The following is a 25796-nucleotide window of genomic DNA, read 5'->3' on the forward strand; positions in this document are numbered from 1 at the left end:
CGCCCAGGCCGGACGGGGAAAGAAACCGAGGCCCTTCCCGTGGGCGCTAGCCGCTTCGGCTCGCGCCTTCGGCGCGTTGCATCCCGTGTTTGGGCGAAGAGCGGCGCGGCCGGTCTGATGGGTGGTGCAGCGGGCTTGCGGCCGGCGGAAATGTGGCCGGCGCTGATACGGCGCGGTTGGGGGTGCGGCCAGCGGGTGTGTGGCTGGCCTGGGTGTGATCAGCGTCAACTGACAACGCCAAACCCGGTCGCCAAGCCCGTTAGCGTAGGTGGATCATCCTCACGGAGGTGGTATGGACCACACACGTGTTCGTCGCGGCCCCAGGCGTCCACTCCTAGTCGCCGCCGCCCTGTTCTCCGTAGCCGCCCTCGCGGCAGCCAGCCCCACCGGCGCACTAGCCGCACCCCCCGAGAACCCCCCACACCCCTGGCAGTACGACCACTGGCCGCAGCAACAACCCTGGCAGCAACCCCGCGACGCGACCCGCATCGCCACCCAAGCCAACGGCTTCAACACCCCCATAGACCCCCAGAACTGGGTCAACCCCGATCACATGACCTGGGAACGCGACTACAAGAAGGTCCCAGGCACCAACTGGGCCGACCCCTCCACCAAGGGCTCGGTCCGCAACTTCAAGGGTGCCCTGGTCCTCCTCGACTACCCGAACCAGCCCTTCGTGGTCACCCAACCCCGCCACTCCACCGTCTTCAACAACCCCAGCTCCGAAGCCCACGACATCCCACGCGACCAGGTAGCGCGCTTCTACCAGGACTTCCTCAACAAACCCAACGCCCTCAACCGAGGCCACACCGTCCACGAGTACTGGATGGAAGACTCGGGCGGGCGCTACGGCGTGGACCTCACCGCGTTCGGCCCCTACACCATGCCGGGCAAGGATCACGAGTACGCGATGGAGTTCCAAGGCGGCACAGCCTGTCCCGCTGGGGACACCTGCACCCGCGACATCCGCACGGACGGCCGGGCTGCCTGGGTGGCTGACGTCGGCACGCAGGTCCCCGCCGGGTTCGACTTCGTGTACTTCCTGTCCGCCGGCCAAGACGAATCAGGCACGTGGCAGGAGTTCGGGATGATGAAGTTCCCGACCAAGGAGGACGTGCCCGACGCGTTCGGACCACCGGACGAGGCACTACCCAACTGGTCGCGCACCCGGTACGTCGACTGGACGTCCTGGGCGGCCGGGTCGAGCCTGTGGCCCAACGCGGGTAACGGCTCCTCCACGCAAGCCGAGAGCTCCGGCCAAGGGGTGTACGCGCACGAGCTGAGCCACCTGCTCGGCATCGGCGACAACTACAACAACCCCTACTCCAACCCACCCCGCCGCGCCTACACCGGCATCTGGGACATGCTCTCGCGCGGCTCGTTCAACGGTCCCGGCGGGCCGCACTCCCGTTGGGTCATCCCGGCCACCGCGGGCGGGTCGATGGGGGCGCAGCACGTGCTGCGCAACAAGATGAAGCTTGGCATCGTGGACGAGCGCAACGTGCTGAGGTTGTCCCGCGAAGCACTGGCAGGCTCCGGTGTGGTGGTCGCCAAGGTCACCGCGCGGACCGTGCAGGCCGGGCCGAACGCGCTGTCCGGGGTGAACATCGAGCTCGGCACCGGTGACCTCTCACCTGCCTGCGACATCCGCACCGACCCGTTGTGCGACGGCGGCGGCTACCAGAACTACACCGTCGAGGTCGTGGACCGGATGGGCGCGGACTCGTTCACGCCGGACGCGGGCGTGTTGTTGGCCAAGACCAAGAACGAGGATCGGGCGCCGTTCGCGTGGGTGGTCGACGCGAACCCGCAGGACATCGGCATGACCGACTACGTCCTGCCCGACGGCCGCAAGGTGCCGATCACGATCGGCGACTACCGGCAACTCTCGGACGCGCTGTTCCACGCGGGCACCGGCTCGGGCAGTGAGTACGAGTACGTCGACCCCGCCAACCGGCTGCACTTCTACGTCCTGGACGTCAAGCGCGACCACCAGGGCATCCTGTCCTACACCGTCGCCATCCGGTCGCTGGACGGCGGCGGCCCACAGCAGCGCGGCGTGCGGGTGCTGCCGACCGCCGGCCGCACGGGGTCGGACGGCGTGGCGACCTGCCACTTCCCGCTGCTCAACACCGGTCGCGCGGCCACCCCGACCGGGCAGCACCCGGAGGACGTCACCCAGTACCTCGACGGCGACGTCTACCGCGTGTCGGCCACGACCGCGGGCGGCTGGTCGGTCTCGGTGCCCAACGCCCTGGCGACGGCGGAGTTCGGCGGTCAAACACCCGTCCGGGTCCACGCCAAGCGCGACGGCGGGCCGCTGATCGGCAAGGTGACGCTCACCGCCACCTCCGAAAGCGACCCGACCAAGACCGCCACCGCGTCCTGCACGGTGATCGGCCGCTAACCGCCGCGTACCTCGGCTGAACCGCACGGGTTCAGCCGAGGTGCAGGCGTTCCACCCGGTGCACCAGCTTGGGCGACACCAACGGCACACCGTCGCCGCCAGGCAGCACTGCCAGCCCGTGCCCAGCAGCCACCAGGGCACGCAGAGCCGCCGTGTCCGCACCCCGGTACACCGTCACACCACGCAGCCCTCCGACCACCGCACGCAAGTCCTCCAAGGGCACCGCCGCGTCGGGCGCGTCGATCCACCGCGCGTCCACCAGGTCATCGAGCCGCAGACCCTTCCGGCGCGCAAGCGGGTGCCCCGACGGCAACACCACGACCAGCGGTTTCTCCGCAACCACCGCCGCCTTCACACCCACGGCGTCCGGCAGGTGCAAGGGATCGCTCGGCGCGACCACACCATCCACAAAACCGACGTCGTACTCCCCCGTCGCCACACCCGCGACCACCTCCCCACGCGGCACGACGTGGAGCGCACCCCGCACCTCCCCGACAGCCACGCCAGCGGCCAGCGGAGAAGCCGCCACCACCGTCCGCGCGGGCACCGGCGCAGCAGCCCGACGCACATCCGCCCGAGCAGCGTCCAGGCGCAACAACAAAGGTGCCGCGTGGTCGAGCAACCGTTCGCCGGCCAGGGTCGGCGCCACCGGACGGCGGGTCACCAACGCCACGCCCAAGTCGTGTTCGAGCGCGGCGATGTGCTGGGACACCGCCGACTGCGTGTAGCCCAACTCCGCCGCCGCAGCCGAGAACGACCCGTGGCGGACGACCGACACGAACGATCTGAGCAGGTGCGGATCCATCAGCATCAGTATCGCTTATGGACAGTGCACAAACGATCGTTGGACGTTAACAGCCACACCACCCACGATCAGCACATGACACCGCGCCTGGCCCTGGTCGCCGACCGCTCCCCGCACGTCCGCTCGCACACCCGCATCCCGGTCCTGCTCGACGCCCTGCGCGACCGCGACCACCTCGACCTCGACGCCTACTGGGTGCGCACCGACGACATCACGAGCCCGGACGACCTCGACGGGTTCGACGCGGTCTGGCTGCTGCCCGGTAGTCCCTACGCCTCGGAGGAGGGCGCGCTGGCGGCCGTGCGGCACGCGAGGGAGAACGGCGTCCCGTTCCTGGGCACGTGCGCCGGTTTCCACCACGCCCTGGTGGAGTTCGCGCGGACGGTCTGCGGCCTGACCACCGCCGCCCACGCCGAGGTGGACCCGGACGCCGCCGACCCGCTGGTGGCCCCGCTCGCATGCTCCCTCGTCGGCCACGAGGGCGCGGTGCACTTCACCCCGGGGACCCTCGCCGAACGCGTCCTCGGCACCGACCGCACGACCGAGCGCTACCACTGCAACTACGGCCTCAACCCCCGCTACCTGGACCTCCTGCGCGCCCACGGCCTGGTCTTCAGCGGCCACGACGCCGACGGCGAGGTCCGGGTGGCCGAACTGCCCGACCACCCGTTCTTCCTGGGCACCCTGTTCCAACCCGAACTGGCCGGCGACGGCACGCGCCCGCACCCGGTCGTCACGGCGCTCGCCCGCGCGGCTTCGACCGTCCGGGTGTGAGCAGGGCCGTTCGGCACTGGTGCGAACGGCCCAACGGGCGAAGGCTCGGACGTCCCGCCCCTTGAGGAGGCTTGAGATGACGACGAGAGAAGAGCTGCTGCGGCTGGACGACGAGGGCACCAGCGCGTGGAACCGCCACGACGTGGACGGCTTCCTGGCCACCATGACCGACGACGTCGAGTGGATCGACGACGCCGAACCCCGCCCGATCCACGGCCGGGACGAGGCCCGCAAGGCGATGCAGGCGTGGCTCACCGCGTTCCCGGACATGCACATCGACGTGACCAACCGGGTCGTCGGCGACGACGCGGTCGCGGGCGAGCTGCGCCTGACCGGGACGAACTCCGGTCCGATGGAGATGGGCGGCGCCACGATCCCGCCGACGGGCCGCCGGATCGACACCGTGGGCACGTACTTCGTCAAGACCGTGAACGGGAAGGTCAGCCAGTTCCACACCCACCCGGACACCTTCGGGATGATGACGCAGCTGGGCCTGGCGGGCGCCCCGCAGGGCGGCTGACCTACGCCAGGTTCTCCACGATGGTCGCGTTGGCCAGACCGCCCGCCTCGCACATGGTCTGCAACCCGTAGCGACCGCCGCGCGTGCGCAGGGCGTGCACGAGGGTCGTCATCAGGCGTGCGCCGCTCGCGCCCAGCGGGTGGCCCAGGGCGATGGCGCCGCCGTGCGCGTTGACCTTCGCCGGGTCCGCGCCGGTTTCAGCCTGCCAGGCGAGGACGACCGCCGCGAAGGCCTCGTTGACCTCGAACAGGTCGATGTCGGACAGCGCGAGGCCGGCGCGGCGCAGGACCCGTTCGGTGGCCGGGATGACGCCGGTCAGCATGAGCAGCGGGTCCGAGCCGGTGACCGCGAAGGAGTGCAGGCGGGCCAGCGGGCGCAGGCCGAGGCGGGCGGCGGTCTCGCTGCTGGTGATCAGCACGGCGGCGGCGCCGTCGTTGATCGGACTGCTGTTCCCGGCCGTCACCGACCAGTCGATCTCGGGGAACCGCCGCGCCATGACGGGATCGGCGAAGGCCGGGCGCAGGCCCGCGAGGACCTCGGGGGTGGTGCCCGGCCGCACGGACTCGTCGGTGCCCACCTCGCCGAGGGGCGCGATCTCGGCGTCGAACAGGCCCGCGTCGCGCGCGGCGGCGGCCTTGCGGTGGGAGTCGGTGGCGAAGCGGTCCATGTCGGCGCGGCTCAGCGACCACTTGGCGGCGATGAGTTCGGCGCTGATCCCCTGCGGCACGAGCCCGTCGGGGTAGCGGGCGGCCACGGCCGGGCCGAACGGGTCCGTGCCGGGCGGCACGTTGGACCACATCGGCACCCGGCTCATCGACTCGACCCCGCACGCGATGACCACGTCGTAGGCGCCGGCCATGACGCCCTGAGCGGCGAAGTGCACCGCCTGCTGGGACGAGCCGCACTGCCGGTCGACCGTGGTCGCCGGGACGGACTCGGGGAACCCGGCGGCGAGCACCGCGTACCGGGTGGTGTTCATCGCCTGCTCGCCGACCTGGTCGACGGTCCCGCCGATCACGTCGTCCACCAGCTCCGGGTCGATGCCGGAGCGGTCGACGAGCGCGCGCAGGGTGTGCGCGAGGAGGTCCACCGGGTGCACGTCGGACAGCGCGCCGCCGGGTTTGCCCTTGCCGATCGGCGTCCGGACGGCCTCCACGATCACCGCGTCCCTCATCGCTCCTCCTGACTATCGGTACCCATAGCCAGCAAGGTAGCTGACTATGGGTAACTCAAGCCAGAGCGGCGCTGATCACACCCATCAAGGTCCGTGGCAGATAATCCAGAGCCGGATAGAATCGACCCATGTCCGCCCTGGCTCCCGCACGCACCGAATCCGACCTGTCCTTCCTCCTCGACCACACCAGCCACGTCCTGCGCACCCGCATGGCCGCCGCCCTGGCCGAGATCGGCCTGACCGCGCGCATGCACTGCGTCCTGGTGCACGCCCTCGAAGGCGAGCGCACGCAGATCCAGCTGGCCGAGATCGGCGACATGGACAAGACCACGATGGTCGTCACGATCGACGCCCTGGAGAAGGCCGGCCTGGCCGAGCGCCGCCCGTCAAGCACCGACCGGCGCGCCCGGATCATCGCCGTCACCGACAAGGGCGCAGAACTGGCCAAGCGCAGCCAGGCGATCGTGGACGGCGTCCACCGGGCGGCGCTGGAGTCGTTGCCCGACAAGGACCGCGAGGCCTTGCTGCACGCCCTGAACCTGCTGGTCGCCGGCCACCTGGCCACCCCCTCCCCGGCTCCGGCGGGCGCTCGGCGGGCGCGGGAGCGCACCAAGTGAACCCGTAAGAGATTGTCTACTACGGAACTATCCGTTACGGTTGCTCTTGTCGATCTCGGAACAGGAGCGAACCGTGTCCACCTCCCTCGAAACACCCCGCCAGGGCCGCTGGGCCGCGCTGGCGGTGCTGTCCGCAGCGATGCTGATGACCGTCCTGGACGGCAGCATCGTCACCGTCGCCATGCCCGCGATGCAGCACGACCTGGGCTTCTCCCCCGCCGGCCTGAGCTGGACGGTCAACGCCTACCTCATCGCGTTCGGCGGCCTGCTCCTGCTGGCCGGCCGCCTGGGTGACCTGGTCGGCCGCCGGACGGTCTTCCTGGCCGGCAACGCCCTGTTCACCGCGGCCTCGCTGCTCGCGGGCCTGGCCACGAGCCCCGGCCTGCTGATCGCGGCGAGGTTCCTCCAGGGCGCGGGCAGCGCCCTGGCCTCGGCGGTCGTGCTGGGCATCCTCGTCACCCTCTTCACCGACCCCGCCGAACGCGCCAAGGCCATCGGCGTCTTCAGCTTCACCGGCGCGGCCGGCGCGTCCATCGGCCAGGTGCTGGGCGGTGTCCTGACCGACGCGCTGAGCTGGAACTGGATCTTCTTCATCAACCTCCCGATCGGCGCCGCCACGGTCTTCTTCGCCCTGCGCACCCTGCCCGCCGACCGCGGCACGGGCCTGTCGGCCGGCGCGGACGTGCTGGGCGCGGGCCTGGTCACCAGCGGGCTCATGCTGGGCATCTACACCGTGGTCAAGGTCGAGGAACACGGTTGGCTGGCCGCGCACACGCTGGGCCTGGGCGCGGTGTCGCTGGTGCTGCTGGCGTTGTTCGTCCTCCGCCAGCGCACGGCCAGGACCCCGTTGATGCCGCTGCGGATCCTGCGGTCGCGGGACGTCGTGGGGGCCAACGTGGTGCAGGTGCTGACGCTGTCGGCGATGTTCGCCTTCCAGATCATCGTGGCGCTGTACATGCAGAAGGTGCTGGCGTACGGGGCTCTGGCGACGGGCCTGGCGATGCTGCCGGCGGCGATCGCGATCGGCGGGGTGTCCCTGTTCGTCTCGGCCAGGCTGAACACCCGGTTCGGCGAGCGGGCGGTGTTGACGGTCGGGCTGCTGCTGTTGCTGGGCGCGATGCTGAAGCTGACGACCGTGCCGGTGGCGGCGAGCTACGTGACGGACCTGCTGCCGGTGATGCTGCTGATCGCGGGCGGCGGGCTGGTGCTGCCGGCGCTGGCGAGCCTGGGCATGTCCGACGCCAAGCCGGACGACGCGGGCCTGGTGTCGGGGCTGTTCAACACCACCCAGCAGGTCGGCATGGCCCTCGGCGTCGCCGTGCTGTCCACTTTGGCCGCTTCCCGCACGAAGGACGAGGTGGCGGCGGGTGTCCCCGAGCCGGCCGCCCTGACCTCCGGCTACCACACGGCCTTCACCACCGCAGCCGCCCTCCTGGTCGCCGCGATCGTCGTGACCCTCACCGTCCTCCGCAAGCCCACCCGCGCCTGAACACCCCGGCGACTTTCGAAGTTTTGCGCAAACCGTTGACCGGCACCGGCACCCGCGCCAACACTCGGTAACTCCGCCGCCGCGTTCTGGAAACCTCAGCGACGAGGGGAAGAACACGTGATCGAGACCCAAGTTCGGCGCCGCAGGCGTGGCCTGTTGCGGGCGCTCATCGGTGGCACGTGCGCGGTACTGGTGATGGCCTTCGTGCCCGGTGTCGCCAGCGCGGCCGTGTGTGGCAGCCAGACCGGCTACCACAACGGTTACTACTACTCGTGGTGGACCGACGGTGGCGGCTCCGCCTGCATCGAGTTGGGGTCGGGGGGCAACTACAGCACTTCCTGGCGCAACACCGGGAACTTCGTCGGTGGCAAGGGGTGGGCCAACGGGTCGCGCCGGACGGTGACGTACTCCGGCTCCTTCTACCCGTCGGGCAACGGTTACCTGACCCTGTACGGCTGGACGTCCAACCCGCTGGTCGAGTACTACATCGTCGACAACTGGGGCAACTACCGGCCCACCGGCCAGTACAAGGGCACCGTCACCACCGACGGCGGCACGTACGACATCTACCAGACGATGCGCTACAACGCCCCGTCCGTGGAGGGCACCAAGACGTTCCCGCAGTTCTGGAGCGTCCGGCAGCAGAAGAAGACCGGCGGCACCATCACCACCGGCAACCACTTCGACGCCTGGTCCCGCGCGGGCATGCGGCTGGGCAGCTTCAACTACTACATGATCATGGCCACCGAGGGGTACCAGAGCAGCGGCAACTCCAACATCACCGTGCGCTGAACCCCCTGAGGGCGTCGGCGGGGTTCGCGCCCCGCCGGCGCCCTTCGTCGTGCCTGTGGCGCTTTGTCAAACTCGGTCAAACCGCGAACGGGTCCGGCACGCCGACCGCACCGCTACAACTGGGACGTCGAAGAACCGCTACCGGTGGAGGCGGATCATGTCCCTGCGGTCGTCACCTGCCCTGTTGTTCCTGTGCACCACAGCCGTCCTGTCACCGTTGGTCGTCGCCACGCCCGCGGCGGCGGCCGTCGAGCAACGGGTCTACGTCGAGTCCTCTGTGGACAGTGACCGGGACGGGCGGCCCGACCGGATCGCGCTGGACGTCACCCGGCCGGCCGGGTCCGGGCGGTTCCCGGTGATCTTCGAGCACAGCCCCTACCGGCACGGGCTGGGCACGGTGCCGTTCCACCCGGTCGACGTCGACCGGTTGCCCCAGGAAGGGCTGTTCACGGCCGCCTCGGAAGGGCCTCGGGTCCGCCGGGCCGCCCCTGACCTGCCCGGTTCCCTGGACAACTACTACGTGCCGCGCGGGTACGCCGTCGTGCTGGGGCACAGCATCGGCACCGGCGACTCCGACGGGTGCCCGACCTCCGGTGACCGGCAGGAGGCGTTGGGCGCCCAGGCTGTCATCGACTGGCTCAACGGTCGGGCCAGGGCGTTCGACCGCAACGGCCGGCCGGTCTCGGCGTCGTGGAGCACCGGCAGCGTGGGGATGACCGGCGTCTCCTACAACGGCACCCTGCCGAACATGGTGGCCACGACCGGGGTCGAGGGCCTGAAGACGATCGTGCCGGTCGCGGCCCAGTCGAACTGGTACGACTACTACCGCGCGAGTGGGCTGGTCGTCGCGCCCGGCGGTTGGCAGGGCGAGGACGCCGACGCGCTGGCCAAGGCCGTGGTGACCCGGTCGGGGTGCGCGGACGAGATCGGCGGCGTGACCGCGCGGCAGGACCGGGTGTCCGGCGACTACAACGCGTTCTGGGACGAGCGCAACTACACCAAGCGGGCCGGTGGCGTGAAGGCGAGCGTGTTCGTCGTCCACGGGCATTCCGACTGGAACGTCAAGGGATCGCAGTACTCGCAGTGGTGGGAGGCGTTGCGGCGCACCAACGTCCCGCGCAAGATCTGGCTGCACCGAGGTGGTCACGGCGCTCCCGCCCGGTCGGACTACCAGGCGACCGTGGCTCGCTGGTTCGACTACTGGCTCAAGGGCGTCGACAACGGCATCATGCGCGAGCCCGTGGCGGAGGTCGAACTGCCCGGCGGCTGGCGCCGGATGCCCGACTGGCCCGACCCGGCCGCCAAGCCGGTGACCCACCACCTCGCCACGACCTCGGCGACCGCGCCCGGCACGCTGTCCACCACGCCGGGAGGCGGTGTGGCGCAGGGCTTCGAGGACCGGGGCCGCACCACGACCGCCTCCACCCTCGCCGCCAACCCCGACACGGCCAACCCGTACCGGCTCGTCTACCGCACGGCCCCGCTCGCCACCGCCACTCGCATGTCCGGTGTCACCACCGTGACCCTGCGCCTGGCGGTGGAGAACCGCGACGACGCCAACGTGACCGCGTTGTTGGTGGACTACGGCCCGTCCGGCAGCACGCCCGTGGTCGTGACCCGCGGCTGGATCGACCCGCAGAACCGGGGTTCGGTGTCGGCGGGCGAGCGGGTGGTGCGCGGTCAGGAGTACGAGCTGCGCTTCTCGATGGAACCGAAGGACCACGTGTTCGCGGCGGGCCGTCGCCTGGGCCTGGTCGTGATCTCGACGGACCACGACTACACCCTGCGCCCGTCGCCCGGCACCCGGCTGCGCCTCAACCCCGCGGGCAGCTCGGTGACCGTTCCCCTTGTTTGATCCCCTGCGTTTGATCCCCTGCGAAGGAAGGCAGCCATGTCACACCGACGAGGCCTGACCGCACTCCTGGCGGTGCTGTCGGCCACCCTGCTCGCGGTGCCCGCCCACGCGGCGCCCGCAAACTCCCAGATCCAGTCCGGCGACACCCCGGCGGCCTGCCGACTGCCCAACCGCAGCTTCCTCGGCGAGGGCACGACGAACTGGGCGAACTTCCCCCGCCCGATCGGCCGGGTCCGCGCGGCGGTGCTGTTCCGCGGCAACTGGAACATCGACACCGAGATGGCCAAGTACAAGCCCGCCGAGCAGTGGTACCTGAACAGCTCCTTCGGCCGCTACCAACTGGAACTGGTCCCCGTCCGCCGCCCGGCCGCCCTCACCGCCGACCACCCCACCCCCGAGACGATGATCGGCGACGTGGCCGTGGGCCAGGCCAGCACGTGGGGTGACGCGGCGCGGTCCGTGGACCGGTACTTCGACTTCTCCGGCATCGACATCGTGTTCCTGACCGACTCGGGCACCAGCCGGTCCTACGCCCAGTTCGACAACGTGACCTTGGACGGGCACACCATCAAGGCCGGCGCCGTGCTGGGCACGGACTGGGGCAGCCACCGACACCTGCTGCTCGCGCACGAAGGCGGGCACACCATCAGCCTGCCGGACCTGTACGGCGGGCCGGGCGGGCACGGGTACATCGGCAGCTGGGACCTGATGGGCAACCTGGGCGGCGTCGCCCCCGACCACTTCGCGTGGCACAAGTGGAAGTTGGGCTGGCTCGACGATCCGCAGATCTCCTGCGTCCGGACCTTGAACACGTCGGTGACCACTACCTTGTCCCCCGTCGAGACGCCGGGCGGGATGAAGGCAGTCGTCGTGCGGTACGGCACCACCACCGCTTACGTGGCGGAGGTGCGGGCACGGAAGGCGAACGACGTGCGGGCCTGCAAGACCGGCGTGCTGGTGTACAAAGTGGACAGTGCGGTGGCGTCGGGGTCCGGGCCGGTGAGAGTGGTGGACTCGCGGCCCAGGTCCGGTGGGTGTGGGGGCAACGAGCTGAACGACGCCCCTTACGACGTGGGCCGGACGTTCACGGCGGGTGGTGTGCGGATCGAGGTGCTGTCGCAGTCCGGCGACAACATCACCGTGCGGGCCACCTACGGGACGCCTTAGCGGCGGCGGAGGATCGCCCCGACGACGAGAGTGCCGATGTACACCCCGAGAGGCAGCACCAGGATTAACGCGAACGGGTCGAGCACGGTGTCGACGACAGCGTTGCCGGGGCGGCTGTAGGCCCCCGTGGCCAGCGCGATGAGGCAGCCCACGGTCCCGACCAGGAAAGCGCCCACCATCGCCTTCACCGCGATGTGCACCAGCGGTGTCGGGTGTCTGCGCACGCGCGCGATCTTCTGCGCCACGTCCGGCACGGGTGCCCAGTCCTCGCCCCTGTGCAGGGTCCAGGTCTCGTGCAGGTCCGCCACCTCGCCGTCCAGGTCGGGGGTGTTGCGGTCGTTGAGGTGCGGCAGGACGCGCCTGCGGCCCGACGCGTCGTAGAGCACGGCGATCCTGCCGGGCGCTCCCCGCGCCCCGGCGCCGGGGTTCACCTCGACCTCGATGCCCTGCACGTCCGACCAGGCCGTGGCGTGGCCGCGGAACGCTCCCTTAGCGGTCAGACCGGTCCGATCGCTGATCGTGGCGGTCACCTTGGTCAGGCGCACGACGAACACGACCAGGGCGGCGAACGCGACGCCGATGGCGACGGGGACGGCGGTCGGCACTTCGTCGTCCAGGGCCAGCCGGACGACCAGGAAGCCCGCGCCGGCCAGGGGTGCGGCCAGTCCGGCCCACAACCAGTCGCCCCCCGAGTAGCGGTACTCGCGGTGGTGCGGGTCGTCGACGGTCATGGCCGCACGCTAACCGCGGCCGGCGGGACCCCTCCCGCGGGACCGAGCGCCTGCCCCGCGGTGCTGGTTCTCACGCCGGTCCGGTCGGCGCCAGTCCTCAGGCCGGTCCGGTCGGTCCCGGTCCTCAGGCCGGTTCGGCGACGGCTGGGCTGAGCCGGGGTGGCAGGGCTTCGCGGCCGGTGACCTTGAGCTTGCGGTAGGCCTTGGTCAGGTGTTGTTCGACCGTGCTGACCGTGACGTACAGGCGTTCGGCGATCTCCCGGTTGGTCAGGCCGCGCGCGGCGAGGGCGCTGACGCGGAGTTCGGCGTCGCTGAGCACATGGGCGGGGTCCGGTGTCCGGGTGCCGGCGGTGGCCAGGACCAGGCGGGGCGGGGACAGCTCCGCCCCGCACTGGCGGGCCAGGTGCCACGCGCGGCGCTCCACGATCCGGGCGCGTTCGGTGTCGCCCTCCGCCTGGTGGGCTTGGGCCAGGTCGTGCAGGACGCGGGCGAGTTCGAGCTTCGCTCCGCACGCGTCGAGGACCTCGCGGGCCTCGGTGAGCAGAGCGACCCGGTCGCGGGCGGGTGCGGTGGCCGCCAGCAGGCGCAGGGCGGTGCCACGGGCGTGGGAAGGGGTGCGTGGGGCCTTGGCCAGTTCCTGCTCGGCGTACCGGCGGGCCAGGCGGTGGTTGCCGTGCCGCAGGTGCAGGGCGGCCAGGTCGGTGCGCCACGGGGACAGCGGCGCCGGGTCCAGGCGCAGGCGGCGGGCCAGTTCGGCGGAGACCTCGAAGTCGCGGCGGGCGTCGTGCAGGCGGCCGGTGGCCAGGTGGTGGTTGCCGCGGGCGTGCAGGTAGAACAGGCCGTGCGCGGTGTCGAACAGCTCCGGCGGCACCGGCCGGTCCAGGATCGCGCCCGCCGCGTCGTGGTGGCCCATCGCGGTGTGCGCCAGCACCAGCGCCGCACGCGGCCCGCCGACCCGCACGCCCCACTCCGTTTCGCCGAGGTGGGACAGCGCCGCTTCGCCGTGCTCGACGCACGCGGCCAGGTCCCCGGCACGCCACGCGATCACCGACCGCAGGAACGCGAACTCGGCCCGCCAGGTCGGCGAGCACCGCACCGCAGGTTCGTCGGCGGCCCGATCGACCACCGCCGCCGCCTCCACCAGCCGGTCGATCCCGATCAACGCCCGCACCCCGGCCACCACCGAGTCCACTGTGGACTCATCCACGGCGTGCGTACGCAAGATGTGCTCCACGCAGGCCACCAGCCCGCCCGAAGGCCCGACCGCGAGCACCCGCCGCAGCAACGTGAACGCCTCCAAGTGCGGCGCGGCGGCGATGGCAGCCGGCGACAACTCGGCCCGCAACACCGTGCGCACCCCCGAGGTCAGCAGCGACGGGTGGAAGTGCTCCACCAGCAACCGCAACCGGGTCAAGGCGGCCGGACACTCCGGCCCGTCCCGCCGCACGGCCCCGACCAACAACTCCAACGCGTCCCGCGCCTCCGCCACCCGATCCAACCGCACCAGCAACCCGACCAACGCCACCGCCGCAACCTGCGACAACTCACCCCGCCGCTGCGCCTCGACAAGGTCACCCAGCCGCCGATAGGCCGCCACCGGACTGACCCGCCACTCCACTTCAGCCAGCCGCGCAACGACGTCGTACCGCACCCCGCCCCGCTGCCCCGCCGTCTCCAACAACGCCACCGCCACACCAACCCGATGCCGTTCCACCTCGACTGCGGCAGCACTCACCAGGACGGAAATCCCCCACCCGCCGCCACGCACCCCAGCGGCAAGCAGATGCGGCGCAACCACCGTCGGACACGCACCACCGTCATGCAGCACCCGAGCAGCCTTACCATGCAACCGCTCCCGCTCAGCCGCAGACAACACCCCCACCACGGCCTCCGGCACAGCACGATGCCGAAACCCACCCCGCTCCAACAGCCCGGCTTCCTCCAGCCGCCGCACAACCCCTTCGACCGCCCCGATCCCCGCCACGGCACCCACCAGGGCCGCCCCACCGGAATTGTCGGTCCCCCATGAGACAATGGAATCGGGGGCCGGAGGCCACGCCCGGCGCTGGGAGGCCAGAGTCTGCGCCCCGCGCTCGGGGGCCGGAGGCCACGCCTCACGGTCGTGTTCCAGGGGCCGCGCCACGCTCAGCACCGACAGGGCCTTGAGCACGGCGGCCGTCTCGGGATCGCAGCGCCCCAGGTAATCCCGCACCGCCTCGCCGAACCGCTCCCCCGGCTCCGCCCGCCCCGTAGCGCGGAAGTCCTCGACCAACGCGTCCAGCAGCAACAGGTTCCCGCCGCTGATCCGGTGGACCTCCGCCACCGGCACACCGTCCCCGGACACCAGCTCGCCGACCTCGTCAAGCTCCACAGTGGACAATCGCACGTGCCGGAAGTGCGGCAGCCGCCCGAGTTGCGCCTCGAACCGCCGGTAGTAGTCGTCGCCACCATCGGCCGCCAGCACCACCCGCAACGACCGCGACCCCGCCCGCCGAGCCGCATAAGCCAAGCACCGCAATGAAAGCCGGTCGGCGTGCTGCGCATCGTCCACGCACACCAGGACGGGCCGGTCGGCGGCGAGCGCGAGCAGCGCCTCCCCCACCTCGCCGACCACGCACGGATCCTCCGGCGACACGCCCCGCCACCCCGGCAACAACTGCCCCACCACGCCCAGCGGCAGCCCACACTCCTCAGCCGACGCCGTCGCACAGAGCACAAGCACCCCAGCCGACCCCGCCGACCCGCTCGCGCCAGCCGGCCCCGCCAACCCGCTCAACCCAACCGGCCGCGCCGACCCCGCCGACCCAACCGGCCGCGCCGACCCAACCGACCCCGCCAGCCCAGCCGACCCCGCCGACCTGCTTGACCCCGCCGGCCCAACCGACCCCGCCGACTCGGTGGCCAACCGGTGCAGGAGGGTGCTCTTGCCGGTCACCGGACCCCCGTGGACGAGGACCACCTCCCCCTGACCGGACCAGCCGCCCGCCAACTCCCGCGCACGGCCCACCCACCTGCTCGATCGCACCATTTCTCCCCCGAGAACACGCTCCGAACACGACCACGGGCGCGGCGGACGCCTGGCACACCGACTCGTCGCGAACGCCGACCGCGAGGACGACCGCGGCCCGGGCGGGCACTCCCGCCTGCGACAACGCCAACGTACCAGCTCCTGTCGACACCTCCTCGACCCTCGCACGCCCCGCGCCGGAATTCGATGCGGACTCCCGACAACACCCCGATTCCAGGCAGCCGGGAATCACCTCGGTCACCGACCGTGTCCACCCAAGCCGAAGCAGAACCCTCAGCGGTAGGAGAAGAAGCCCTCCCCGGTCTTGCGCCCCAGGTACCCGCCCTCCACCATCCGCAGCAGCAGCGCGGGCGGAGCGTGCAGCGCCTCCTTCGTCTCCGCGTACATCGCCTCCCCCACCGCCGCGATGGTGTCCAGCCCGATCAAGTCGATCAGCCGCAGCGGACCCATCGGATGCCCGCACCCGGCCGTCATGCCCCGGTCCACGTCCTCGGCCGACGCGACCCCCGACTCGACCAGCCGCACGGCCGCCAACAAGTACGGCACCAGCAGCGAATTCACCACGAACCCGGCCCGGTCCTTGGCCCACACGACCTGCTTGCCCAGCACGTCCTCCAGGAACGCCCGCGCCCGCTCGGCGATTGCCGGGTCCGTGGCCAGTGACGAGATCAGCTCCACCAGCGGCATCACCTGCACCGGGTTGAACAGGTGCACGCCCAGCACCCGCCCGGGATCACGGGTCGCCCGCCCCAGCTTCATGATGGACAGCGCGGACGTGGTCGACGCCAGCACCGCGTCCGCTTCGGACACCACCTCGTCCAGCTCGGCGAACACGGCGAGCTTGCGGTCCAGGTCCTCCGGTGTCGCCTCCAGCACGAACTCGCGGTCCGCCAGCGCCCCGACATCCCACGAGAACGCGACCCGCGCCAACGTCTCCGCCCGCTCGTCGACGCCCATCTTCCCCTTGGCCACCAACCGGTCCAGCGACTTCTCCAGCCGCTGCCGTCCCCGCTCGGCCGACGCCTCGCCGCGTGCCACGACCACCACATCGGCCCCGGCCCGCGCGCACACCTCGGCGAACCCGCACCCCATCTGCCCGGGGCCGACCACGCCGACCCGCGTCACGGCGCTCACGCGGACCACCGCACCAGGCCGGTGCCCACCGACATCCCGCCGCCGAACGCCGACAGCAGCACGAGGTCGCCCGCGCGGATGTGGCCGGAGGCCACGGCGTCGTCCAGCGCGACCGGGACCGACGCGCTGCCGAGATTGCCGTACCGCTCGACCACCAGGTGCGTGTGCGCGCCGCCCAACCCGCACCGCTGCGCGAGTTCCCGCAGCAGCACGCCGTTGGCCTGGTGCGGCACGAAGCAGTCCACGTCGGCCACCGACAGACCGAGGTCGGTGACCAGCTCGTCGACCAGCTTCGGCACGTTCTCCATCACGAAGTCGCGCACGCCCCGGCCCTGCATGGTGAAGAAGTGCCCGCCCGCCGCCACGGTCGCCGCGGACGTCGGCACCCGGCTGCCGCCGGCCACCACCTTGATCAGGTCCTGCGCGTCGCCGCGGCTGCCCAGGTCCACGCGCAGGATGCCGCCGTCGGGCACCGACCCGATGACCGCCGCGCCCGCGCCGTCGCCCAGCAGCACGGCCGTGCGCCGGTCGGTGAAGTCGAGGATGCGCGAGTACACGTCCGCGCCGATGACCAGGGCGCGGGTGCCCGGCCGCGCGGTGGTCAGCGCCTGCGCGAGCTCGACGCCGTAGACGAAACCGGCGCACACGGCGTTGATGTCGAAGCAGGCCGCGTCCCGCGCGCCGATCAGGTCCTGCACCAGGCACGCCGTGGGCGGCTGCGGGAAGTCGCCGGTGGAGGTGGACACGATCAGGTAGTCGACCTCGCCGGGGGTCAGCCGGGCGGCGTCCAACGCCCGCCGGGCCGCCTTCGCCGCGAGGTCGGAGGTCGCCTCGTCCGGCGCGGCCCACCGCCGGGTCGCGATGCCGGTCTTGGCCAGCACCCACTCCGGGGTGGCGTCGGTGACGAGGTCGGCGATCTCCTCGTTGGTGACGACCCGCTCGGGGACGTACGAACCGGTGCCCAGGAACCCGATCGCCATCCCGCTCACCGCCCCGCCAGCAACGGCGTGATGCGGTCCTGGCCGAGCCGGGCGCGCAGGTCCGGGTCGGTCACCCCGAGACCGGGCTCGGGCGCCAGGCACAGCACCGCGACCTTGCCGCTGTGCCGGTTCTCCTGCACCAGCCGCACCGCCTCGGCGACCTCGGCCAGCGGGTACACCTCGGTCATCGTGGTGGCGATCGCGCCGGAGGCGATGAGCCGGTTGGTCTCCCACTGCTCCTGGAGGTTGGCGACGTGGCTGCCGATGACCCGCTTGAGCTTCATCCACAGGTACCTGTTGTCGTAGACGTGCTGGTAGCCGGTGCTCGACCCACAGGTCACCACGACACCGCCGCGCCGCACGACGAACACGGAGATGCCGAAGGTGGCGCGGCCGACGTGCTCGAACACGATGTCCGGGTCGCGCCCGACCTTGTCGCGGATGATCCGGCCGAGCCGGCGGCCGATCTCCAGCACCTGGTCTGGGTCGTCGGAAGGGTCGCCGTGCAACCCGATCTCCGAGCGCTCGACGACGATCTCGCAGCCCAGCTTGCGCAGCTGCTCGGCCTTCTCCGGCGAGCCGACGACGCCGACCGGGATGCCGCCGCCGTTGCGCACGAACTGCACCGCGTACCCGCCCAGCCCGCCGGCCGCGCCCCACACCAGGACCACGTCGCCCTGCTTCATCCGGGCGCCCCGGTCGCTGACCAGCATCCGGTAGGCGGTGCCCGCGCACAGCGTGTTGCACGCGGCCTCTTCCCAGGTCAGGTGCGCGGGCTTGGGTACCAGCTGGCTGGCGCGCACGACGGTGTACTCGGCCAGGCCGCCGAAGTTCGTCTCGAACCCCCACGCCCGCTGCTCCGCGCCCAACATGCCGTCCGCGTGCGAAGCGGGTTCCTGGTCGTCGACGTAGGCCGGGCTGATCACGACGTGGTCGCCGACCTTCCACCGCCGCACACCGGACCCGAGCCGCACGACCACGCCCGCGCCGTCCGAGCCGACGACCTGGTAGGGCAGGTTGTGCCGGGTCGCCCAGCCGCCCTGGCGGGCGAACTGCTCCAGGAACCGGAAGGTGGAGACGGGCTCGAACATGGCCGACCAGACGGTGTTGTAGTTGACCGAGCTGGCCATCACCGCGACGACCACCTCGTCCGGCGCGGGCTCGGGCACCGGCACCTTGCCCACCCGCAACGACTTGCGCACGTCCTTGTCCGCCACACCCCGGAACATGTCCTGGTCCTCGGCCCGCAGGTGCGCGGCGACGTGCTCCTCGGGCAACGGCAACCGCTCGATCTCCCCCGGCGGAGCACCCGCGAGCAGCGCAGCGGCCAAAGCGCTCATGTTTCCCCCAAAAGAATGCCAAGGACGAATTCGGCCGATTCGGACCGAGAAACCCACAACGCCCTTCGACATTAACCACGCCACCCCTACCCGGGCACCCCCTGCCAACCCCAGCTGCCCCTGGCGACCCCCAGGGGTGGCACGTCCACGCAGGTAGATCGGGTGCACGCGGCCCGAAGCCGCGGGTTGGCGACTACGAAACGCCGATGGACCCGAAATGTCCCCAAGCGGGCCGGAGGTGTGCCGATCAAGCGCCTCCGACGCGTTCGCAACGACCGATCGAGGTGTGGTCGACGAAAGAGGAACGGTGTGGCGGCGGTTCGCGGCCATGCGGCCCGGACTTGCGTTTGCGGTGCGAAGGGCGGTGTGGAGGTCGGAGGAAGTATCGTCTGGGTTCGCACGTGAGGATGTGGACGGAGTGGGGATGAGCGTCGGCCGGAGTTCGGAAATGCGGCTTCGGGTCCTGGAGGCGATCACCGACAGCGCGTTGCGGGAGCTGGACCTCGACAAGTTGTTCGACGTCCTGTTGAACAAGACCCGCGAGCTGCTCGCCGTCGACACCGTCACCGCCCTGCTGACCGACCCCGGTGGCACCCAACTGGTCGCACGGGCCACCGTCGGGCTGGAGGAAGAGGTCTTCCAGGGCGTCCGCGTGCCGTTCGGGTCCGGGTTCGCCGGACGGGTGGCGCAGTCGCGGGAACCGGTGCAGATCTCGCGGGTGGACGAGTCCACCGTGGTGAACCCGTTGCTGTGGAGGCGCGGGCTGCACGTGCTGCTGGGTGTGCCGATGATCGCGGAGGACCACCTGGTGGGTGTGCTGCACATCGGCAGCACCAAGGATCGCATGTTCACCGACGACGAGGTGGACCTGCTCCAGCTCATCGCCGACCGGCTCGCGGTGGGCGTCTACGCGCACCGGTCCCGCTCGGAGCGGTCCGCCGCCTCCGTCTTGCAGGACAGCCTCCTGCCCACCCGGTTGCCGATGACCGCGGGCTGGGGCATGGCCGCGCGGTACGTGCCGGGCGCGGACAGCGGCGTCGGCGGGGACTGGTACGACGTGTTCGAGCTGCCCGGCGGCCGGACCGGGCTGGTCATCGGGGACGTCGTCGGCAGCGGGCTGGCCGCCGCGATCGTCATGGGCCGCCTGCGCAGCGCCCTGCGCGCCTACGCCCTGGAGTTCGACGACCCCGGCACGGTGCTGGGCAAGCTGGACCGCAAGGCCGCCCACTTCGAGCACCACACGATGGCCACGGTCGCCTACGCGGTGGTCCACAACGACTCCGGCCGCATGGACCTTGCCCTCGCCGGCCACCTGCCGCCGGTGCTGGCCGTCCCGGGCGCCGAGCCCCGCTTCGTCGACGCCGAGGTGGACCCGCCGATCGGCTACCACCTGGCCGTCACCGGCCGCCACACCGCGACGCTGGACCTGCCGACCGGCGCGCTGGTCGCCCTCTACACCGACGGCTTGGTGGAACGCCGGCACGAGGACCTCGACGAACGCCTGGACCTGCTGCGGCGGTCCGTCACGCCCGCCACGCCCGAACTGGCGTGCGCCCGCATCATGGACACCCTGGTCGGCGACCACCCGCCCGACGACGACATCGCCCTGCTGGCCATCCGCCACACCCCGCCGCGGTAACGACTGGGCGAACCCGGGCCGGTCCCGGCCCGGTGGACCGCACACTGTCCCGCCGCGGTAACGACTGGGCGAACCTGGGCCGGTCCCGGCCCGGTGGACCGCACACTGTCCCGCCGTGGACAGACTCAAGGCCGTGGCACGCCGGCTCGACGCCCGCCAGTTCGCCGCCTACTCGGCGGCGCCGCCCAGCCGTCCGGAGTGGACCGCCGCGCGGGTCGCGCTGATCGCCGTGTCGGCGGCGTTGGCGCTGCTGGTGCTCGCCGGGTTCCTGCTCGGCGCGTGGCTGGTGGTGAGCGGTTTCCCGTCGTGGTCGATCCTGCCGGGGCTGCTGCTGATCGGGCTGGCGTGGGAGCTGCGGCCCCGGCTGGGCCGGACCGGCGACGAGTGGGCGACGGTCACCCGTGACGCCGCCCCGACGCTGTTCGCGCTGGTGGACCGGGTCGCCGCCGCCGCGGGCGCGCCCGTCCCGCACGAACTGGCGCTGGACTTCGACTTCAACGCCGGCGCCGGGGTGTACGGGCTGCGCCGCCGGCGTCGGCTGACCCTCGGCCTGGCGCTGTGGGGCGTGCTCGCGCCGCGGCAGAGGGTCGCGCTGCTGGCCCACGAGATCGGGCACTTCGTCAACGGCGACCCGGCACGCGGCCTCGCGACCTCCCCCGCGCTGGTCACCCCCGGCGTGCTGGCCGACCTGGTGCGGCCCAGCAGCTCGCCGACCGGCGCGAACCCGTTGACCGAGCTGGTGGAACGCTTGGTCGCGCCCCTCCAGGTGCTGCTGGCCCGCGGGTTCCTGCTGGTCCAGGCCGGGTTGCTGGTGGTGGCCGCCCGGGACCGCCAGCGCGCGGAGTACTGCGCGGACGCCATGTCCGTGCGCGTGGGCGGCACCGACGCGACCGTGGAGCTGATGGACCTCGTGGTCGCCGGCGACCAGGTGCTGCGGGTCGTCGTCAACGCCGAGCGCGCGAACCACACGACCTCCCGGCGCGACCACCCCGGTCCGGCGCTGTGGCGCGCGGAGGTGGCCCGGGAGCGTCCGACGTGGTCGATGGCGGAGCTGCGGGAGGCGTCGCTGGGCGGGTCGAGCCTGTGGGACAGCCACCCGCCGGCGGGGCTGCGGGCCCGGATCGTCGAGGCGTGGCCGCACGCGGAGCCCACCGTGGCGCTGTCCGACGAGGACTCCGCGCGCATCGACGCCGAACTGTCCCGCTGGTACGCCCGCGCCGGCCGGGACCTGGTCTGGGACCGCTGAGCCGGTCTGACCTTCAGCCAGCGCCGAAGCACAGGAAGCCCACGGCGGCCACGCGGTCCGCCGGTCGGGCTTCGGTCGACAGGTCGCGCTGGGCCTCGGCGAGGGCGTGGGCCGGGGGCAGGCCGTCGTCGAGGAGGGTGTGGAAGCGCAGCACCAGCGGTCGGGTCGCCTCGTCGGGCACCGGGACGACGGTGGCGACCAGGGTCGTCGTGCCCAACGCCAGCAGGACCGACGCCAGCCCCAGGACCTCGTCGCCCGGGTGCACCGCGGACCGGCCGGAGTCGCACGCCGACAGCACGACCCGGCGCGGCGGGCGGGTCAGGCGTTCCAGGTCGTAGCCGGTCAGGGGGCCGTCGGCCAGGCGGAGCGCGGAGAACAGCGGGTTGTCGGCGCGGAACCGGCCGTGCGCGGCGAGGTGCCCCAGGTCCGCGCCGTCCAGTGCGGCGACGACGTCGGCCACCCGGGCGTCCGAGCCGGTCAGGTGGCGGGTGGTGGGGTGGCGACGGGCCAGGGCGTCGACCTCGGCCACCGCGTGCGGCAGGTCCGGGCCGGCGACGACGACCCTGCCGCCGGGGGCCGGGAGGTCGGTGGTCGCCGCGCGGTGCCACAGGGCTGCGGACGGGGTCACCGACAGGGGACGCCCCAGGCAGCTGGGGAGTACTGGCCAAGGTAGGTCGTGCAGTGGGCCGGTGGGCACGACCACCAGCGGGCGGTTGCCGAGGGTTGGGAGAAGGGGTGCCAGTAGGGCGGCGTCGAGTTGGGCTGCGGTGCGGTCGAGCAGGTCGGTGAAGCGGCGGTGGGAGCGGGGTGCGTGGGCCAGGTGGTGGAGGGCGAAGCGCAGGTCGGCCACGGCTCGGGCGATGTCGTCCACCGGGCTCAGAGCGTGCAGGTCCACCCGGCCGTCCGCGACGACCACGGCGTGCAGTCGGCCGTCGAGGTCGAGGTATTCGACCAGGGCGGCCGGGCCGAGGGCAGTGTGCAGGTCACGCATGGCGGGCAGCGCGGCGGCGTCGGGTGCGCCGTCGGGGTGTCGGGTGCGGGTGGACAGCGGCGCAGCGGCAGGTGAGCCGTCGGGGTGCCGCGCGCGGGTGGGCAGTGGCGCGGCAGGTGGGCCGTCGGGGTGCCGCGCGCGGGTGGGCAGTGGCGCGGCAGGTGGGCCGCCCGGGTGGCGGGCGCGGGTGGGCTGCGGCCGGCCGGCGGCGAGGCTGGTCCCGGCGGCGTGGCGGGCGCGGTTGCGCACTGCGCGTTCCAGCTCGGCCTGGCGGCGCAGCAGGGGGCGCGGGTCGCCACCGGCCGCCAGGTCGACTGCCACCTGGCGCAGCCGGGACAGGTCGGCCGCCAGCTCGGCGTCATCGGGAGGTCGGGCCGGACGCAGCCGCAATGCCCACGCCCGCCGGCGTTCCGCCCAGCGCAGCACCGACTCCGGCCGTCCCCGCTCGACGGCCAGCCGCAGTCCCAGCCCGGTCAGCTCGTCGGCGTGCCCGGAGGCGTGCGCACGCAACTCGGTGGCACCCAGACTCGCGCGAAACCGGTCGAGCACCCGCACCCCGGCCCGCAACGCGGCATCCGCGCCCCGCCGATCACCATCCCCAAGCCGCACCAAAGCCACCGCATGCCACACCCGCGCCCGCACCTCCGCCGGCCCACCCAGGCCCACGCCCGCCGCCGGACCGCCGACCCCCGCAACCGCCGCCCGACCTCCCGACCCGCCCCGCACCTCCGCCGGCCCGCCAAGGCCCGCACGGGTCGCGACCAGCAGCTCCCGCCGCGCCAACGACCGCCGGCCGGTCTCCATCGCCAGCCGCGCCACGATCAGCCGCGCATCCAGCGCCGCGACCAACCACCCCGCCGCCGTCAGCGCCGCGACCGCACGCCTCCCGGACCGCAGCACCGCGTCGTCCCGCTGCCCCAACTCCCACCGGGCGCGCAACACCAGGTAAGCCGCCAACGCCGCCCATCCAGGCCTGCCCTGCCGGGACGCCGACCGACGCGCCCGCACCGCCTCCGCCAACGCCGCCCCCGGATCGCCCTCGACCAGTGCGACCTTCGCCGACAGCAGCCGCGCCTGCACCAGGTCCACGGCGTTGCGGCGGCTCGCGTAGTGCGCCACGGCCGCGTCCGCCGCCGCACGGGCCTCCGCGACCAAGCGCACGGACAGCAGCACCTCGGCACGTTCCACCGGCAACAAACCAGGATCGGTGCCCGCCTCCCGGTACCGCCGCGCCGCCTCGTCGTAGGCCGCCAGGGCCGCCGGCACATCACCGCGCACGGACGCCGCCAGGCCGCGGTTCTGGTGGACCATCGCCGTCCGTCCGCCGTGGCCGGTGGCGGTGAACACCTCCTCCGCGCGGCGCAGGTCGTCCTCCGCGCCGCGCCAGTCACCCAGTCGAGCTAGCAGGATGGCGCGGTTGTTGCGGATCGTGGCCTCGATGAAAGCGTCGCCGCCCGCGTGCCGCAGTGTGTCCAGGGCCTGCGCGAAGACCGTCGCCGCGTCCGCGAAACGGCCGACCTCGGTCAGCACCACGGCCCGCTGCATCGCCAACCTCGCCGCCGCCGGACCGCTGAGCGCGGGTGCGGCGCGGTCCATCTCGCGCAGGCCCTCGGCGGTGCGGCCGGTCAGCGTGAGGACGTACCCGAGCACGCCTCTTGCCTTGGCCGCGACCGGGGCCAGTCCGGCCTGGTCGGCCAGGCCGATCGCGGTGCGCAGGTGACGTTCGGCGTCGGTCAGGCGGCCCACGGACAGCGCGGCCAAGCCCAGCGCCTGTTCGGCGACGGCCACCGGCTCGACGTCCTCGCCCGCCGCCGCCCGTGCGGCCTCCGCGAGGGCGCGGGCGCGGGTCGGGTTGCCCAACGCGAGATCTGCGGCTTGGTTCGCAGTGGACAGTGCTTCGATGGCCGGTGCCCGCATGGTGGACTTATCGCGGTATCACGCGGCGGCGGCACGGCATCACCAACCGGTCGACAACGTCCCACGGAGGCCCCGGATGAGCGACTACGGCTACCGCACCGGCGAACTGCTGGTCCATGCCGACGATTGTGCCGCCGTGACGCCCGACCTGGCGCACGCCGGCTTCCGACCCGCGGACGCGTCGGGCTCGGTGCGCCGGTTCGTCGGCGGCCACGTCCGCGTCCCGGACCTGCTCGCACACCTGCGCGCCCGCCACGGCACCGGCCTCCGCGTCAGCCCGAACCACGTCTACACCGCCGACCGCATCATCTGGGGATCGCTGCGCCCGCGACCCACCACCAAGTCGCTCGAACACCTGCCTCCGCTCACCGGCGGCGAACGGGTCGCGGTGGGCGTGGTCGACACCGGCATCGTCCGGCACGGGGGCGAACCCCACCCCTACCTCGACGGCCGAGTCGAGTTCGGCGAGGAGGACGTCGACCCGGTGGTCCCGGACCGCGACGGCAACCCGACCGGCTCGGACGGCCACGGCACCTTCGTCACCGGGCTGGTCCTGCGCGAGGCCCCGCAGGCGAAGGTGATCATGAAGGGCGTGGTCGACAAGAGCACCGGCGAGATCGAGGACCTGGCCGTCGCGCACGCGATCACCCGGTTGGGTGAAGCCGGGGTCAAGCTGATCAACCTGTCCTTCTCCGGCAGCTCCTGGGAGGACGCCCCGCCCCTGGCCATCGAGGACGCCCTGCTCGGCCTGGCCCCGGACGTCGTGGTCGTCGCGGCGGCGGGCAACCGCGGCTCCACCCAACTGCTGTGGCCGGCGGCCCTGGACCTGGGCCAAGGTCACGCCGAGGTGCTGGCGGTGGGCGCGACGGTGAACGGCGAGGTGGCGGCCTTCAGCGGCTACGGCCCGTGGGTCTCGGCCTACGCCCCCGGCGTGGACCGGGTCGGGCCGTACTTCGCGCCCGGCTACCCCACCCCGCGCCGCCGCGACGACACGCCCTTCAGCGGCTGGGCGGAGTGGAGTGGCACGTCGTTCGCCGCGGCCACCGTCACCGGCCGCCTCGCCGCCCTCATGGCCGCCAACGGCGGCAGCGCGATCGAAGCGTGGAAGACGATCCAGGACGGACCGGGCACGGTCTCGGTCACCCACGTCAACGGCCCCCGCGACCACCCCCACGTCCTGGCCACCTAGG

19 protein-coding genes are annotated in these 25796 nt (G+C 72.4%); 11 read left to right on the forward strand and 8 right to left on the reverse strand.

Features of this window, described 5'->3' with window-relative positions:
* Nucleotides 1-292: 292 nt before the first annotated feature.
* The gene (locus tag WBN91_RS10735; protein ID WP_337723157.1) at nt 293-2407 is read left to right on the forward strand and encodes a M6 family metalloprotease domain-containing protein; all 2115 of its coding nucleotides are present in this window, start codon (nt 293-295) and stop codon (nt 2405-2407) included.
* Nucleotides 2408-2438: 31 nt separating this feature from the next.
* Here the strand turns inward: WBN91_RS10735 and WBN91_RS10740 are convergent, their stop codons facing one another.
* A complete protein-coding gene (locus WBN91_RS10740; protein WP_337723156.1) occupies nt 2439-3212 on the reverse strand; it encodes a LysR family transcriptional regulator in 774 nt (257 codons plus the stop codon).
* A gap of 75 nt (nt 3213-3287) precedes the next feature.
* Between WBN91_RS10740 and WBN91_RS10745 the strand changes: the two genes are divergently transcribed.
* The gene (locus WBN91_RS10745) at nt 3288-3986 is read left to right on the forward strand and encodes a CTP synthase C-terminal region-related (seleno)protein (protein ID WP_337723155.1); all 699 of its coding nucleotides are present in this window, start codon (nt 3288-3290) and stop codon (nt 3984-3986) included.
* Nucleotides 3987-4062: 76 nt separating this feature from the next.
* Nucleotides 4063-4506, forward strand: coding sequence for an ester cyclase (locus WBN91_RS10750; protein ID WP_337723154.1), 444 nt, complete (start codon nt 4063-4065; stop codon nt 4504-4506).
* 1 nt (nt 4507) lies between these two features.
* Here the strand turns inward: WBN91_RS10750 and WBN91_RS10755 are convergent, their stop codons facing one another.
* Nucleotides 4508-5680 (reverse strand): thiolase family protein, encoded by a 1173-nt coding sequence (locus WBN91_RS10755; RefSeq protein ID WP_337723153.1) that lies wholly within the window; start codon nt 5678-5680, stop codon nt 4508-4510.
* Nucleotides 5681-5808: 128 nt separating this feature from the next.
* Here WBN91_RS10755 and WBN91_RS10760 point away from each other — a divergent pair, with 128 nt between their 5' ends.
* From WBN91_RS10760 to WBN91_RS10780, 5 genes are all read left to right on the forward strand, one after another.
* On the forward strand, nt 5809-6297 hold the full coding sequence (locus tag WBN91_RS10760) for a MarR family winged helix-turn-helix transcriptional regulator (protein ID WP_337723152.1): 489 nt from the start codon (nt 5809-5811) through the stop codon (nt 6295-6297).
* Between the two features lie 73 nt (nt 6298-6370).
* Nucleotides 6371-7786 carry an MFS transporter gene (locus WBN91_RS10765; protein WP_337723151.1) on the forward strand — a complete coding sequence of 472 codons (1416 nt, stop codon included), beginning with the start codon at nt 6371-6373 and terminating at the stop codon, nt 7784-7786.
* 117 nt (nt 7787-7903) lie between these two features.
* A complete protein-coding gene (locus WBN91_RS10770) occupies nt 7904-8578 on the forward strand; it encodes a glycoside hydrolase family 11 protein (protein WP_337723150.1) in 675 nt (224 codons plus the stop codon).
* Nucleotides 8579-8735: 157 nt separating this feature from the next.
* The gene (locus WBN91_RS10775; RefSeq protein ID WP_337723149.1) at nt 8736-10433 is read left to right on the forward strand and encodes a Xaa-Pro dipeptidyl-peptidase; all 1698 of its coding nucleotides are present in this window, start codon (nt 8736-8738) and stop codon (nt 10431-10433) included.
* Between the two features lie 36 nt (nt 10434-10469).
* Nucleotides 10470-11600 (forward strand): hypothetical protein, encoded by a 1131-nt coding sequence (locus tag WBN91_RS10780; protein ID WP_337723148.1) that lies wholly within the window; start codon nt 10470-10472, stop codon nt 11598-11600.
* Here WBN91_RS10780 and WBN91_RS10785 read toward each other — a convergent pair.
* The 5 genes from WBN91_RS10785 to ccrA all read right to left on the reverse strand — a co-directional run bounded on the left by WBN91_RS10785 (nt 11597) and on the right by ccrA (nt 18813).
* On the reverse strand, nt 11597-12331 hold the full coding sequence (locus WBN91_RS10785; protein WP_337723147.1) for a hypothetical protein: 735 nt from the start codon (nt 12329-12331) through the stop codon (nt 11597-11599). The two genes, WBN91_RS10780 and WBN91_RS10785, sit on opposite strands and share 4 nt — an antisense overlap.
* Nucleotides 12332-12455: 124 nt before the next feature.
* Nucleotides 12456-15047: a helix-turn-helix transcriptional regulator gene (locus tag WBN91_RS10790; RefSeq protein ID WP_337729372.1), complete on the reverse strand. Its 2592-nt coding sequence runs from the start codon at nt 15045-15047 to the stop codon at nt 12456-12458.
* 585 nt (nt 15048-15632) lie between these two features.
* Nucleotides 15633-16493 carry a 3-hydroxybutyryl-CoA dehydrogenase gene (locus tag WBN91_RS10795; protein ID WP_337723145.1) on the reverse strand — a complete coding sequence of 287 codons (861 nt, stop codon included), beginning with the start codon at nt 16491-16493 and terminating at the stop codon, nt 15633-15635.
* Nucleotides 16490-17473 carry a 3-oxoacyl-ACP synthase III family protein gene (locus WBN91_RS10800; protein WP_337723144.1) on the reverse strand — a complete coding sequence of 328 codons (984 nt, stop codon included), beginning with the start codon at nt 17471-17473 and terminating at the stop codon, nt 16490-16492. Before WBN91_RS10800 ends, WBN91_RS10795 begins: the two co-directional genes overlap by 4 nt.
* 5 nt (nt 17474-17478) lie before the next feature.
* Entirely contained in the window at nt 17479-18813 is a 1335-nt protein-coding gene (gene ccrA, locus WBN91_RS10805) for a crotonyl-CoA carboxylase/reductase (RefSeq protein WP_337723143.1), read from the reverse strand.
* Between the two features lie 448 nt (nt 18814-19261).
* Here ccrA and WBN91_RS10810 point away from each other — a divergent pair, with 448 nt between their 5' ends.
* Nucleotides 19262-20452, forward strand: coding sequence for a PP2C family protein-serine/threonine phosphatase (locus tag WBN91_RS10810; RefSeq protein ID WP_337723142.1), 1191 nt, complete (start codon nt 19262-19264; stop codon nt 20450-20452).
* A gap of 115 nt (nt 20453-20567) precedes the next feature.
* Nucleotides 20568-21698, forward strand: a complete 1131-nt coding sequence (locus WBN91_RS10815) for a M48 family metallopeptidase (protein ID WP_337723141.1) — start codon at nt 20568-20570, stop codon at nt 21696-21698.
* Nucleotides 21699-21711: 13 nt separating this feature from the next.
* Here WBN91_RS10815 and WBN91_RS10820 read toward each other — a convergent pair whose 3' ends face one another.
* Complete coding sequence (locus WBN91_RS10820) at nt 21712-24606, reverse strand: CHAT domain-containing protein (protein ID WP_337723140.1); 2895 nt, start codon at nt 24604-24606, stop codon at nt 21712-21714.
* A 76-nt stretch (nt 24607-24682) separates the two neighbouring features.
* Between WBN91_RS10820 and WBN91_RS10825 the strand changes: the two genes are divergently transcribed.
* The gene (locus WBN91_RS10825) at nt 24683-25795 is read left to right on the forward strand and encodes a S8 family peptidase (RefSeq protein ID WP_337723139.1); all 1113 of its coding nucleotides are present in this window, start codon (nt 24683-24685) and stop codon (nt 25793-25795) included.
* The last annotated feature ends 1 nt before the right edge of the window (nt 25796 follow it).

The organism is Saccharothrix sp. CCNWYY140 (assembly GCF_037401995.1).
GTDB lineage: Bacteria > Actinomycetota > Actinomycetes > Mycobacteriales > Pseudonocardiaceae > Actinosynnema.

Coding starts and splice junctions, on each gene's coding strand:
- WBN91_RS10780 (WP_337723148.1), top strand. CDS start 10,470: ATGTCACACCGACGAGGCCTGACCGCACTCCTGGCGGTGCTGTCGGCC.
- WBN91_RS10825 (WP_337723139.1), top strand. CDS start 24,683: ATGAGCGACTACGGCTACCGCACCGGCGAACTGCTGGTCCATGCCGAC.
- WBN91_RS10755 (WP_337723153.1), bottom strand. CDS start 5,680: ATGAGGGACGCGGTGATCGTGGAGGCCGTCCGGACGCCGATCGGCAAG.
- WBN91_RS10810 (WP_337723142.1), top strand. CDS start 19,262: ATGCGGCTTCGGGTCCTGGAGGCGATCACCGACAGCGCGTTGCGGGAG.
- WBN91_RS10785 (WP_337723147.1), bottom strand. CDS start 12,331: ATGACCGTCGACGACCCGCACCACCGCGAGTACCGCTACTCGGGGGGC.
- WBN91_RS10750 (WP_337723154.1), top strand. CDS start 4,063: ATGACGACGAGAGAAGAGCTGCTGCGGCTGGACGACGAGGGCACCAGC.
- WBN91_RS10775 (WP_337723149.1), top strand. CDS start 8,736: ATGTCCCTGCGGTCGTCACCTGCCCTGTTGTTCCTGTGCACCACAGCC.
- ccrA (WP_337723143.1), bottom strand. CDS start 18,813: ATGAGCGCTTTGGCCGCTGCGCTGCTCGCGGGTGCTCCGCCGGGGGAG.
- WBN91_RS10745 (WP_337723155.1), top strand. CDS start 3,288: ATGACACCGCGCCTGGCCCTGGTCGCCGACCGCTCCCCGCACGTCCGC.
- WBN91_RS10740 (WP_337723156.1), bottom strand. CDS start 3,212: ATGGATCCGCACCTGCTCAGATCGTTCGTGTCGGTCGTCCGCCACGGG.
- WBN91_RS10820 (WP_337723140.1), bottom strand. CDS start 24,606: ATGCGGGCACCGGCCATCGAAGCACTGTCCACTGCGAACCAAGCCGCA.
- WBN91_RS10800 (WP_337723144.1), bottom strand. CDS start 17,473: ATGGCGATCGGGTTCCTGGGCACCGGTTCGTACGTCCCCGAGCGGGTC.
- WBN91_RS10760 (WP_337723152.1), top strand. CDS start 5,809: ATGTCCGCCCTGGCTCCCGCACGCACCGAATCCGACCTGTCCTTCCTC.
- WBN91_RS10735 (WP_337723157.1), top strand. CDS start 293: ATGGACCACACACGTGTTCGTCGCGGCCCCAGGCGTCCACTCCTAGTC.